The organism is Actinophytocola oryzae (assembly GCF_004364325.1).
In the GTDB taxonomy this organism is placed as follows: domain Bacteria; phylum Actinomycetota; class Actinomycetes; order Mycobacteriales; family Pseudonocardiaceae; genus Actinophytocola; species Actinophytocola oryzae.
On the sequence record NZ_SOCP01000019.1, the window covers coordinates 183728 to 195852 of the forward strand.

11 protein-coding genes are annotated in these 12125 nt (G+C 67.5%); 6 read left to right on the top strand and 5 right to left on the bottom strand.

The features are described 5' to 3' along the window. Nucleotides 1–49: 49 nt before the first annotated feature. The 4 genes from CLV71_RS37410 to CLV71_RS37430 all read right to left on the bottom strand — a co-directional run bounded on the left by CLV71_RS37410 (nucleotide 50) and on the right by CLV71_RS37430 (nucleotide 4912). Entirely contained in the window at nucleotides 50–661 is a 612-nt protein-coding gene (locus tag CLV71_RS37410) for a GTP-binding protein (protein WP_133907637.1), read from the bottom strand. Continuing rightward, nucleotides 642–1289, bottom strand: coding sequence for a DUF742 domain-containing protein (locus CLV71_RS49790; protein ID WP_341771702.1), 648 nt, complete (start codon nucleotides 1287–1289; stop codon nucleotides 642–644). The genes CLV71_RS37410 and CLV71_RS49790 overlap by 20 nt, the downstream gene beginning before the upstream one ends. A gap of 117 nt (nucleotides 1290–1406) precedes the next feature. Next, on the bottom strand, nucleotides 1407–1832 hold the full coding sequence (locus tag CLV71_RS37425) for a roadblock/LC7 domain-containing protein (RefSeq protein ID WP_133907638.1): 426 nt from the start codon (nucleotides 1830–1832) through the stop codon (nucleotides 1407–1409). Next, nucleotides 1829–4912, bottom strand: coding sequence for a sensor histidine kinase (locus CLV71_RS37430; protein ID WP_133907639.1), 3084 nt, complete (start codon nucleotides 4910–4912; stop codon nucleotides 1829–1831). Before CLV71_RS37430 ends, CLV71_RS37425 begins: the two co-directional genes overlap by 4 nt. A 649-nt stretch (nucleotides 4913–5561) precedes the next feature. Between CLV71_RS37430 and CLV71_RS37435 the strand changes: the two genes are divergently transcribed. The 6 genes from CLV71_RS37435 to CLV71_RS37460 are packed head-to-tail and all read left to right on the top strand — an operon-like array spanning nucleotide 5562 to nucleotide 11173. Further along, complete coding sequence (locus CLV71_RS37435; RefSeq protein WP_243867129.1) at nucleotides 5562–6545, top strand: ABC transporter substrate-binding protein; 984 nt, start codon at nucleotides 5562–5564, stop codon at nucleotides 6543–6545. 16 nt (nucleotides 6546–6561) lie between these two features. After that, nucleotides 6562–7353 (top strand): ABC transporter permease, encoded by a 792-nt coding sequence (locus tag CLV71_RS37440; protein WP_133907641.1) that lies wholly within the window; start codon nucleotides 6562–6564, stop codon nucleotides 7351–7353. Beyond that, nucleotides 7350–8225, top strand: a complete 876-nt coding sequence (locus CLV71_RS37445; protein WP_133907642.1) for an ABC transporter permease — start codon at nucleotides 7350–7352, stop codon at nucleotides 8223–8225. The genes CLV71_RS37440 and CLV71_RS37445 overlap by 4 nt, the downstream gene beginning before the upstream one ends. A gap of 8 nt (nucleotides 8226–8233) precedes the next feature. Then, the gene (locus CLV71_RS37450) at nucleotides 8234–9046 is read left to right on the top strand and encodes an ABC transporter ATP-binding protein (protein ID WP_133907643.1); all 813 of its coding nucleotides are present in this window, start codon (nucleotides 8234–8236) and stop codon (nucleotides 9044–9046) included. A gap of 3 nt (nucleotides 9047–9049) precedes the next feature. Next, entirely contained in the window at nucleotides 9050–9622 is a 573-nt protein-coding gene (locus tag CLV71_RS37455) for a UbiX family flavin prenyltransferase (RefSeq protein WP_133907644.1), read from the top strand. A gap of 48 nt (nucleotides 9623–9670) precedes the next feature. After that, on the top strand, nucleotides 9671–11173 hold the full coding sequence (locus CLV71_RS37460; protein ID WP_133907645.1) for a UbiD family decarboxylase: 1503 nt from the start codon (nucleotides 9671–9673) through the stop codon (nucleotides 11171–11173). Nucleotides 11174–11232: 59 nt separating this feature from the next. Here the strand turns inward: CLV71_RS37460 and CLV71_RS37465 are convergent, their stop codons facing one another. Beyond that, the gene (locus CLV71_RS37465; protein ID WP_133907646.1) at nucleotides 11233–12063 is read right to left on the bottom strand and encodes an LppU/SCO3897 family protein; all 831 of its coding nucleotides are present in this window, start codon (nucleotides 12061–12063) and stop codon (nucleotides 11233–11235) included. Nucleotides 12064–12125 lie beyond the last annotated feature (62 nt).

Sequence of the window (12125 nt, forward strand, 5' to 3'; positions counted from 1 at the left end):
GAGCACCCCGCGGACCAGCGGGTCCGTGGGGTGCTCGATCCGAGCCGTGTCAGCCTGCGCGGGCGCTCATGCGCTGGTGCATCGCGTGCTCCACCAGCGTGATGAGCGTTTCCTTCGTCGACTCGCGGTCACGGGCGTCGCAGGTGACGATCGGGACCGTCTGTTCGACGGTGAGAGCGTCGCGCACGTCGTCGATCCGGTGGTGGAGAACCCGGTCGAAGCAGTTGAGCGCGACGATGTACGGGAGGCCGCGGTCCTCGAAGAAGTCGATCGAGGCGAACGCGTCGGCCAGACGGCGGGTGTCGACCAGCACGACGGCGCCGATGGCGCCGCGGACCAGGTCGTCCCACATGAACCAGAAGCGGTGCTGACCCGGCGTACCGAAGAGGTACAGGATCAGGTCGCTGTCGAGCGACACGCGTCCGAAGTCCATCGCGACCGTGGTGGTGACCTTGTTCGGGGTGTTCGACAGGTCGTCCACGTCCACGCTGGCCTCGGTCATCACGGCCTCGGTCGTGAGCGGCACGATTTCCGACACCGAACCGACCAGAGTCGTCTTGCCGACCCCGAACCCGCCGGCGACCACGATCTTCGCCGAGGTCGTCGGCTGAGGTGAGGACGCGCCGCGCGGGCCGAGGGGACTAGAGCCTGCGGAGACCACTGAGCACCCTTTCCATGAATTCGATCGACGGCCGGTCGCCGACGACCATGCCGCTCTGATGGATCAGGACCAGTCCCATACCGGCCATGTCTCCAATCAGTACCCGGGCCACGCCGAGCGGAAGCCGAAGGTGTGCGGCCACCTCGGCGACGGACCTGGTGTCCAGGCACAGGCCACAGATCGACCTGTGCTCCGGCAGCACCGCCGCGTCCGGGGCCTTCCCCCTCTCGCTGGTGGAGACCAGCGCTTCGATCGCAAGATCATAATCGGAGCGGGTTCGGCCGCCCGTCCTGGTGTACGGACGGACGAGCGACCCGGTCTCGGCGGCGGAATGACCGCCGCCACGACCCTGGTCGGTGCCGAGGAACTCCTCGGCACCCCACGCTCCACTGGAGTACACACCACTGTGCGCTCCGCTGTGGCGTACCCCGCTGTCCGAGATCCCGTCCCTGCCGACAGTGGGGATCTCCTTGCTGTCCCACGTCGACTGTGCCGGTATTCCGGAGTCCCCGTACAGCGTCGCTCCCGGCCCGCCGAACAGCCTGGCCCGGAACCCATCGACGTCGAACCGGTTCGGTGCCTCGGCGACGTCGTGCTCGGGGAGGTCCTCCCAACCCTTCTCCGGCATCTCTTCTACTCGCCTCCGCTCTGGCTCTTCGGCGCGCGGAAGCCTCGTGTGCAGATGAGTCCTCGTGGGACGCATGAGCGCGGACCTCCACTTCGCGCAGCAGTGAGCATGCTCTGCTTACCTGCGCTGTGCGCCCTGAAGCTGAGCTCGCAGCTCCGGAGTCATCTGCTGGCCGACGCGCTCGACCAGCAACGTCATCTCGTACGCCACCAGGCCGATGTCACAGTTCGGCGCGGCGAGCACCGCGAGACACGAACCGTCCGAGATGGACATCAGGAACAGGTAGCCCCGATCCATCTCGACCACCGTCTGGTTGACCCCGCCGGCCTCGAAGCACCGTGCGGCGCCCTGGGTGAGGCTGACGAGACCGGACGACACGGCGGACAACTGCTCCGCGCGGTCCCTGGGGAGTCCCTGGGAGCCGGCCAGAAGCAGGCCGTCCGCCGACACGACGACGGCGTGCGCCACGCCAGGGACCTGACGGACGAAATCAGTGATTAGCCACCCGAAACTACCGGGCTGCTGTGCGGACGCGGTCGTCACTCCTGCTCCTCGTCTTTACGACTCTGATCCGAACCGGACGGGTCACCAGCGAATGCGTCGATGAGCGCGTGGCGGCCTCGCCGTACGCCCTGCTGGAAGCTTGACATGCGACCCCGGACCGCGTCCGCCGTACGTGGCGGAAGCGGCGGTGCGATCAGCGTGTTGTCGCCACCGCTGCCCGGTCGTGGCTCCTTTGCCTCATGCCTCGGCGCGGCCGAACCCGGCACGAGGTGTGCCTTCGGGACACGCTTCGGCAGGCCGGCACCCGTGGTGGTGTCCGGCGCCTTGTCATCCAGCAACGCGCGAGCGGCGAGCCAACCGTCGTCACCCGGTGAGGTCCACGGCGTCGGCTCAGGCACCACCTCGACCTGCTCGGTCGGGGCATGCCCATTTCCGTTCCCATTGTGACTGTTGCCGTTCGTACCGGCGTCAACCGGGGCGGCATCCGCCCTCGCCTGCTGTGCGGAGCCGGTGTCGGCCGCCTCGAACCACTGCGACAGCACTGCTTCGTAGATCGGCAGCCGCTCGGTTGGTGCGTCGACGTTCAGCTCTGCCTCCCCAGCAGCGGACGAAGTCGTGCCTGCGTAGGACTGGAACCCGGTCGGCTGGTCGTAGTTCGCCGGCTCCGGCAGCGGCGCGCCGAACAGCGCGGTGCCGGTGTCGCCGATGGACGGTCCCGGTCCGGTGTCGTGGCGGCCGTTCTGCTCCAGCGCCGGCGGCGCGGGCTGCGCCGGAACCCCGTTGGTGTGCGTGCCGGGGCCGCCGTCGTAGCCGGTCGGCTGGTAGGGCGGGTAGCTCGCGACCTCGGCGGGTGTGCGGTCCTGCGAGGTGTCCTGGCCTGCGGGCAGCCCGAGCGGGCCGTTGTCCGGCCGGACCCTCGGCATGTTGCCGGTGAAGGCACCCGCGATCCCGCTGTTGCGCGTCGGGGCGTTGGTGTTGCCCATCGGCGCGCTGAGCTTGGAGTCGGTGCTCGTCTGGTCCGAGATACCGGGCATGTTGCCCATGCTGCCCATGCCGAGCGAGCCGGTGGACGGCGCGCTCATCGAGCGCGGCGCGGAGCCGAGCGGCTGGACCAGGTCGGCAGGCACGTTGATACGTGCGATCAGGCCGCCCTCGATGTCCTCGTTGTCCCGCAGCCGCACGGTGATGTTGTGCCGCTTGGCCAGGCGCGCGACCACGTAGAGGCCCATTCGCCTGGTCACCGCGACGTCCAGGTCCGGCGGGTCCGCGAGGCGCGCGTTGGTTGCCGCGATCTCCTCCTCGGACATACCGACACCCTGGTCGGTGATCTGGATGGCGAGCTCCTTCTTGCGGGTCATCGCCATCCGGACGATCACCTTCTTGTCCGCGGGGGAGAAGAAGGTCGCGTTGTCGAGCAGCTCGGCGATCACGTGCACGAGGTCGGAGACCGCGCGGCCCTGCACCGCGATGTCCGGTGCGGAGGCCACCTCGATGCGTGCGTAGTGCTCCACCTCGGACACCGCGGCACCGACCACGTCGGACGCGGGGACCGGACGCGACAGCTGCCGGGAGAGGCCGGTGCCCGAGAGCACCAGGAGGCTTTCCGAGTTCCGCCGCATCCGGGTGGCGAGGTGGTCCAGCTCGAACAGCGAGGCCAGCTGGTCCGGGTCCTGCTCGTCCTGCTCGAGACGGTCGATCAGGGACAGCTGGCGTTCGACCAGCGCCTGCGACCGGCGGGAGAGGTTGACGAAGATCGAGTTGATGTTGTCGCGCAGGAGCGCCTGCTCGGTCGCCATCAGGACTGCCTGCTCCTGCACCGCGTCGAAGGAGCGGGCCAGCTGGCCTGTTTCCTCGCGGGTGAACACCGGCACCGGCTCGACCGCGTTCTTCGACGCGGCGACCGGGTCCGGGTCGGCCAGGATCCGGCGGACCGTCTGCGGCAGACGCGAGTACGCGACGTCCAGCGCGTTGGACCGCAGCACGCGCAGCGGCTTGAGCAGCGAGCGCGCCACCAGGAGGGCCAGGAGGACGGCGAGCAGCAGCACGGCGAGCACGATGGCCGCGTCGCGCAGGGTCGCTTCCTGCTGGTCGTTGCGCAGGCCGGCGATCTCGTCACGCAGGTCGGAGAGCTCGCCCTGTTCGATGCCCCGGTAGAGGTTGAGCGTCGTGGCGCCCGGCTGCATGACGTTCGCCTCGACGTCGCCGCCCAGGTTCTCGTTGCTCTGGCCGCGGACCACGATCTGCTGACGGGCCTTCTTCAGGTCGTCGACCGACTTGCCCACCAGGGTGTCGTTGAACCGCTGCAGTTCCTGCTGGGTGGCGATCGAGTTGAAGGTCGCGATCGCGGAGTCGTGCCGCGCGACCGTCGCCTGCAGCTCGTCGAGCTCGTTCGGGCGGATACCGCCGGACTGGACCGCCGCCGCCATGATCGCGATCTGCTGTGCGATCTGCGCCTTCGCGTTGGAGATCGCGTTGAGCACGTTCAGGCGGGAGGTCAGCACACCACCACCGACGTCCGACCGCGCGAGGCCGCTGACCTGCAGGATCGCGCTGATCGCGTCGGCGTAGATACCCGCGATCGTGAAGCCGTCGAGCTGCGAGCCGCCCTCGGTCACGGCCGAACGCATGGCCCCGAGTCCGGACAGGCGGAAGAAGATCCGTTCGTAGTCCTCACGCACTACCGGGTCGGAGTCGTCGTAGAACGCCTCCGCGGCGGTACGCACACCGGCGACCGCCCGGTCCGTCGCGGCCTGCTGCTGGTTGACCGGGTTCCGGTCGAGGGAGCGGTCCGCCGCGTACCGCGCGGTGACTATTCCCTCCTTCTCCAGCTCGTCGGCAGCCGCGTAGACCTTCGCGTGAAGGTCGACCTGCTGGAGCAGGTAGTCGAGGTCGTTCGCCTGTTTGATCTGTGTGTACACACGCAGACCCGCGAACGCGAGCGCCGCGAGCGTAGGCACGAGCAGCACGACCATCAGTTTGGTCGGCAGCCGCCATTCGCTCAGCCGAAAACGCCTGCGCTTACCCGGCCGACCTGCCTGCTCGGCGCGAATAGCGGCGTTGGCTCGCCGCACGGCGCTGTCGGTCGCGCTGTCACCGTCCAACGCACTGTCCCTGGCCACTGGAGGACTCACTCCCAAGACGCCGTCGAGTCAATCGCAACACTTCATGTAGCAATCTCACCCGTGTGGCTGACACTGCGGCGCACAGCTTTCCCGTATAGACACCTACGGTCAAGAGGACGAGTACCACCACAAACGGATGGAACGGACCACGGGAGGCCGTTCAACCCGGTGTGACGGCCCCCGACTGCTCGCCGCCATACCGCACCACCTGCTGATCCCTGGAACCTGCAGGTGGTAGCTCCGGATCTTCAACTAGTCGCCAGCCCGCCCAAGATCCACACCGCGCCCCCGGTGGACTGAACCACTGGTAACTCTTGACGCCTGGAAAGTGGCGGACGACACACTTACACCGGATGTTCGCCGCTGCTCCTAGACTACCGGCCCGTAGAGCACGTCTGCGACCAGGTAGTCACTTACTGTGATTGCAGACTGTTGACAGTACCCGATCGTGTGGCTATACCTCCGGTCGGGTATACAACTGCTCCTCTTTCACACGGTGCAGGGGCAGCCCGTGTGCGAGGGACATTTCCCAACGCTGATCGCCGCACATAACAAGGCAGGAGACGGCAAGACAATGAATCGTCCAGGCAGAGACGGTCGGGCCAGGCGCGGGTCCGTCCGTGCGGTCGGACTTATGGCGGTCACCATGGCCGCCCTTCTCACGGCGGGCTGTGGGCTCTTCGGTGGTGACGACTCCGGGAGCGACGCCGCATCGTCGGACACGACCGCGAAGACTGCCGGCCCGCTGGAGAAGTCCACGCTCAACGTCGGGGTCATGGTGGGCATCGACTGCTCCGGCGCGCAGATGGCGCTGTTGCGGGACCTCTTCAAGGAGGAGGGCCTCACCATCAAGCCGGAGACCGTGCAGAGTGGCGCGGTCGCCATTCCGAAGCTCGCCAGTGGTGGGCTCGACTTCACCTTCGGCAACTGGGTCTCCTTCCTGAAGGCTCAGGCCGCGGGCGCCGTCGACATGAGGTTCGTCAGCGAGTCGTACATCGCCACGCCGAACACCAACTTCGCGCTCATCACGGGCCCCGACTCGGGCATCAGCAGCGTGAAGGACCTGGTCGGCAAGACGGTCGCGGTCAACGCGAAGGGCAACATCAACGAGCTGCTCATCCGCGCGGTGATGGAAGCCAACGACATCGACTTCAACAGCATCAACCTGGTCGAGATGGGCTTCCCCGACATGACCGGCGCGCTGCAGGCCAAGACGGTGGACGTCGCCTCGCTGATCGACCCGTTCGTCGCACTCGCGCAGCAGAAGATCGGCGCGAAGATCGTGGTCGACCTCACGGGCAAGGGCTCCACGGAGAACTTCCCGACGGCCGGTTTCGCCACGACCGCGAAGTTCGCCAAGGACAACCCGAACACCGTCGCGGCGTTCCAGCGGGTGCTGCTCAAGGGCCAGCAGCTCGCCGGTGACCGCAAGAACGTCGAAGAGGCGCTGCCGAAGTTCGCGAAGCTCGACCCGGAGACCGCGGCCATCGTCAAGATCGGTCAGTTCCCGACGACGATCGACAGCAAGCGCCTCCAGCGGATCGCGGACCTGCTGCAGACCTACCAGATGCTGCCGAAGAAGCTCGACGTCAAGCCGTTGGTGATCCCCATGCCGACGTCCAGCAGCTAGTCGGCAACCCACTTTGATGTCCCGACTCGTACGGAACATCGTCGGAACGGTCGGCGTGCTCGCGGTCTGCGAGCTCGTCGGCCGTTCCGGCTTGGTGAACCCGGAGTTCCTGCCCCCACCGACGATCATCGGTGCGCGGCTCACCGAACTGCTCAACGACAGGGGCTTCTCCCTCGACGTCGTGCAGTCGGTCCTCTCCTGGGCGATGGCACTCGCCATCGCCGTGGCGCTCGCGGTGCCGGTCGGCATCATCTTCGGCAGCATGCCGCTGGTCCGCTCGGCGTTCAGCGTCGTCGTCGAGTTCCTACGACCGATCCCGTCGGTGGCCCTCATCCCCCTGGCCATCATCGCGATCCAGACCAACCCCGAGATGAAGATCTCGCTGGCCGTGTTCGGCGCGTTCTGGCCGATCCTGTTCAACACGATGCACGCGATGAGCGACATCGAGCCGGTGCAGATCAATACCGCGCGGGCGTTCAACCTGAGCCGTTTCCGCACCCTTCTCTCGGTGAAGCTGCCGAGCATCACGCCGTTCGTGTTCACCGGGGTCCGGATCTCCGCGTCCGTCGCGCTGATCCTGATCATCTCGACGGAGATCCTCGCGGGCGGCGGCAACGACTCCGACGAGCTGTGGGAGCGTGGCGGCCTCGGCACCTACATCGAGACCGTCGCCGCGGGTGGGGCCAGAGTGGACCTCGCCATCGCGGGCACGTTCGTCGCAGGCGTCATCGGCGTGGTGATCAACACGATCTTCTCGCAGATCCAGCGACGCTGGATCAACTGGTCGGACGGAGACCGCAACCGATGACGACGATCGACCAGGAGCGGGCGCCCCGCACAGCGGCGGCACCCCGACGGACGAGCGACACCCGTCGGTCGTTCGGCAGGCGCGTCGCCGGGTTCGTCGGCAAGTGGCTCGTGTTCGCCGTGTGCGTCGTGCTGTGGCAGCTCGCCACGGTGTCCGCGGACGAGCCGTACTTCCCCACCCCTCAGGTCATCGGGTCGAAGATGGTCGACCTGTGGCTGTCGGGTCCCCCGGCGCACCTGTTCCTCACCGACCAGGTCGCCGTCGACGTACTGCCCAGCGTGCTGCGAATCCTCGGCGGCTGGGCCGCCGCGAGTGTGATTGGCATCACATTGGGTCTGGTGCTCGGCAGGTCTGACAAGGCCTACGACTACCTGTCCCCCACGCTCAACTTCCTCAGGTCGATACCCCCGCCCGCGCTGCTGCCGGTGTTCTTCGTGCTGTTCCCCCTCGGCACGCCGATGCAGCTTGCGATGATCATCTTCGGGGTCATCTGGCCGATCTTGCTCAACACCATCGACGGTGCCCATACGCTGGACGAAACGGTTGTCGAGACGACCAGGAGCATGCGACTCTCGAAGCTCCGGTTCCTCGCGACCGTCGTGTTCCCGGCAGCCCTGCCGAAAATCTTCGCCGGCCTGCGGGTGAGCCTCTCGCTCGCGCTGATCCTGATGGTCATCTCCGAGCTGAAGGGCGGCGACGACGGTTTGGGCGCCCAGATGATCTTGGCCCAGCGGAACTTCGACCTGCCCGCCATGTGGGCTGGAATCGTTCTGCTTGGCATACTCGGATATGTCCTGAACGCACTGCTGCTCGCCGTGCAGAACCGGGTGATCGGCTGGCACACCAGGTCTAAGAGTCTCACCGGGAGGTAGACCGTCCCATGCTGGACGTGACCGGAATCAGTCACACCTACGGGTCGGGCGCGAAGACCCACACCGCGCTCGGGAACATCACCTTCACCGTGGAGAAGGGTGAGATCGTCTGCATCGTCGGGCCGTCAGGCTGTGGCAAGTCGACGCTGCTGCGTGCGATCTCTGGCCTGATGCCGCCTACAGCGGGCGCGTCGCGGTTCATGGACACCCCGATCAAGTCGGTGCCCGAGGACCTCGCGTTCGTCTTCCAGGAGTACAGCAAGTCCCTCTTCCCCTGGCTCACCGTACGGGGAAACGTGGCCTTCCCGCTGAAGGCACGCGGCATGTCGCGCAAACGGCGTAACAGAGCCGTCGAGGAGGCACTCGCCTCCGTCGGGCTCGCCGCGGCCGTCGACAAGTACCCCTGGCAGCTCTCCGGCGGCATGCAGCAGCGCGTGGCGATCGCCCGCGCGCTGGTGTGCGAGCCGGCTCTGCTGCTGATGGACGAGCCCTTCGCCTCGGTCGACGCGCAGACCAGGGCCGAGCTGGAGGACCTGCTCCTCCGGGTCCGCGCCGACTACAACACCACCGTGTTACTCGTCACGCACGACATCGACGAGAGCGTCTACCTTTCCGACCGGGTGCTCGTGCTGTCGAAGGCACCGAGCACGATCGTCGCCACCATCGACGTGACCCCGCTCGGTCCCATGCGGGACCAGATCACCACCAAGGAGACCGACGAGTTCGTCCACCTGCGCGGCGAAGTGGCCCGTCTGCTTCGTTACGGGCACGTGGACGAGAACGATCGACTTGGTGTACCTGCTCGAGCAGTCGCGGAGTAGACCATGTCCCTCTCCTCAAGACGCATGGTCGTCGGCATCTCCGGGGCGTCCGGTGCGGTCTACGGCATACGACTGCTCGAGGCGCTGCGGAAGGTCGACGTCGAGACCCATCTGGTGATCACCCGCAGCGGCAAGCGGACGATCTTCCACGAGACCAACCTCAAGATCGAGGACGTCCGTACCCTCGCGGACGCCTACTACCCGAGCGAGGACATCGGCGCGGCCATCTCGTCCGGCTCGTTCCGAACGATGGGCATGGTCGTCGCGCCGTGCTCCATCCGCTCCCTGTCGGAGATCGCGTACGGCAACACCACGAGCCTGCTCACGCGGGCCTGTGACGTGGCACTGAAGGAGCGCCGCAAGGTGGTCCTGATGCTGCGGGAGACGCCGCTGCGCCTGACCCACCTCAAGGCGATGCAGGCCGCTGCCGAGGACGGTGCGCTGATCATGCCGCCCGTGCCGGCGTTCTACACGCGACCCGAGTCGCTGGAGGACATCATCGACCACACGGTCGGTCGAGTCCTCGACTACTTCGACATCGAGACGGACCTGGTCCGTCGGTGGGGAGAGGATTAACAACATGCTGGTCGCACCACGGGAGCGACGCGAAGGAGGCGGCCGCGGATGAGCGGAGCGCCCCATCCACCACTGCACGACCTCAGCGGCATCATCGAGGCGCTGGACAAGGCCGGGCAGTTGATCAGGGTCAAGTCCGAGATAGACCCGGTGCACCAGCTGGCCAGCGTCGCGTCCCACTTCGAGGGACGCGCGCAGGCCGTGCTGTTCGAGAACGTGCGTGGCCACGAACACCCCGTGTTCACCGGCCTGTACTGGTCCCGCTCCCTACTCGCCGAGCTGATCGGCGCCGAGGAGAAGAAGCTCGCCTCGCACATCGCGGGCAAGGTCGCGCAGTGGCAGAACGACCCGCACCACAAGGCCGTCGAGCCACAGGTCGTCGAGACGGGACCGGTACGCGAGTACACCCAGCCCGTCGTCGACCTGTTCAAGCTGCCGATCCCCACGCACGCCGAGCGTGACGGCGGCCCGTACATCGACGCGGGCGTGGTGGTCGTGAGCGACCCGGAGACGAACGTCCGCAACGCGTCGATCCAGCGGTTCCAGCTGGTCGACCGGGACCGCCTGCACATCAACATCGACGCGGGTCGCCACCTGCAGATGGCGCTCGACCACGCGAAACGGCGTGGCGAGACGCTGAAGTTCTCGCTGAACATCGGCGTCGGGCCGGGCGTGCACTTCGCCGCCGCGACCCCGGCCGAGGCGGCTCCGCCGGACACCGACGAGCTCGGCATCGCGTCGGTGTTCCACGGTGACCCGATGGAGCTGCTGCGCGGCGACCTGCCCGGTGTCGAGCTGGTCGCGCACGCCATGTACTCGCTCGAGTGCGAGATCGAGCCTGGCGAGGTGGCCGACGAGGGCCCGTTCGCCGAGGTCACCGGGTACTACGCGAAGGTCGCGCCCCGGCCGGTCGTGCACGTGCGTGCCGTCCACCACCGGCGCGACCCGATCTTCCAGACGATCCTGTGCGGCAAGGAGGTCTGGAACTCGGCAGGCGTGCTCGGTGAGGCCAGCGTGCTCGCCTCGGTGAGCAAGCAGGTGCCGGGCATCAAGGACGTGTACTTCCCGCACGGCGGCTGCGGCTTCTACCACGCGGTGGTGCAGATCGAGCAGAAGCGGGCCGGGTTCGCCCAGCTCGCGGTGCTGTCCGCGATGGCGGCCTTCCCGCCGCTGAAGATGGTCACGGTCGTCGACGAGGACGTGGACATCCGCGACGCGTCCGACGTGGAGTGGGCCATGACCACCCGGATGGACCCGACCACCGGCGTGATCACCGTGCCGGCGGTCTTCGGTCACGGCCTGAACCCGACCTTCCCCGAGTACTTCGGCGCGAAGATCGGTTTCAACGCCACGTTCCCGTTCCCGAAGACGTACTCCTACGAGCGCGTCCGCTGGAAGGAGCACTCGATCGACGGCCTGGACATCGACGTGCCGGAGCCCGGGGCGCCGGAACAGTCCGTCGTGGACAAGTGGACGGCGGCGGAGCGCGCCGAGCGGGCCGCACCGGCATCGTCCACGAGCGACCGGAGGAGCTCCGGCGTGGCGGGCTGAACGACAGACACGAAACGGGGCTCCCGATGTTCTGGGAGCCCCGTTTTCCGTGTCGAGCGTCAGCTACCTGCCGCGGCGCCCTTCGGATCACCGAGGCACTGCACCAGACCGGGCTTGGGCTCCGGGTAGACGTAGGCGCTCAGCGAGTCCTGCGGACAGCCGCTCTCGTCCGCGGTCTGCAGCAGCTGCGTGACCTTGAACGTGGCCTTCGCGTCCGCGCAGTCGACCTTGGTGTCGACCTGGTCGCCCGCCACGTAGCAGTCGCCGACCTTCGCGTTCAGGATCAGGCACAGCAGCAGGTCGGAACCGCGGCCGCCGGTCTCGGTGTAGCCGACGTACGCCGACTTGTCACCGCCCGGGCAGTCCTTCGACGCGTCGTCGAAGGTGGCGCCCACCTTGTAGCTCGCGCCGGGGTCGCCACAGTCGACCTTGTCCACGTCCGCGTTGGAGATGCTCGCCTCGTTGACCTTGATGCAGTCGCCGACGTTCGAGCTGGACGGCGCGGTGCCCCAGTTCTTGATGACGAAGAAGCCGGCGATGGCGACGACCACGACCGCGATGCCGATCTTGATGTACAACGCGGTCTTGTTCGGCTTGGCGGACGGCGGGGGCGGAGGCGGCGTCGGGTAGGACGCGGGCGGCGCGCCACCGGGGCCACCGGGCGGGCCGAAGCCGCCCCCGGCCGGGCCACCGGGGCCACCCTGGCCGTTGCCGAAAGGCTGCCCCTGGGGCGGCGGGCCGTTGAACTGCTGGCCCTGCGGCGGCGGGGCGCCGTACGGCTGGCCACCGGGCGGTGTCTGCGGCGGGCGCTGCTGCCCGTACGGCTGGCCGCCCTGCGGCGGCCCGTACGGGCCTTGTCCGCCCGGCGGCGGATAGTTCGGAGAGTTCATGTGCACCCCTCGCACAACATGACGAAGCTCTGGTTTGGTTCGGAGAGCAGCAATGTACGCGA

Coding starts and splice junctions, on each gene's coding strand:
- CLV71_RS49790 (WP_341771702.1), bottom strand. CDS start 1,289: ATGCCGGAGAAGGGTTGGGAGGACCTCCCCGAGCACGACGTCGCCGAG.
- CLV71_RS37435 (WP_243867129.1), top strand. CDS start 5,562: ATGGCCGCCCTTCTCACGGCGGGCTGTGGGCTCTTCGGTGGTGACGAC.
- CLV71_RS37440 (WP_133907641.1), top strand. CDS start 6,562: ATGTCCCGACTCGTACGGAACATCGTCGGAACGGTCGGCGTGCTCGCG.
- CLV71_RS37445 (WP_133907642.1), top strand. CDS start 7,350: ATGACGACGATCGACCAGGAGCGGGCGCCCCGCACAGCGGCGGCACCC.
- CLV71_RS37450 (WP_133907643.1), top strand. CDS start 8,234: ATGCTGGACGTGACCGGAATCAGTCACACCTACGGGTCGGGCGCGAAG.
- CLV71_RS37455 (WP_133907644.1), top strand. CDS start 9,050: ATGTCCCTCTCCTCAAGACGCATGGTCGTCGGCATCTCCGGGGCGTCC.
- CLV71_RS37460 (WP_133907645.1), top strand. CDS start 9,671: ATGAGCGGAGCGCCCCATCCACCACTGCACGACCTCAGCGGCATCATC.
- CLV71_RS37465 (WP_133907646.1), bottom strand. CDS start 12,063: ATGAACTCTCCGAACTATCCGCCGCCGGGCGGACAAGGCCCGTACGGG.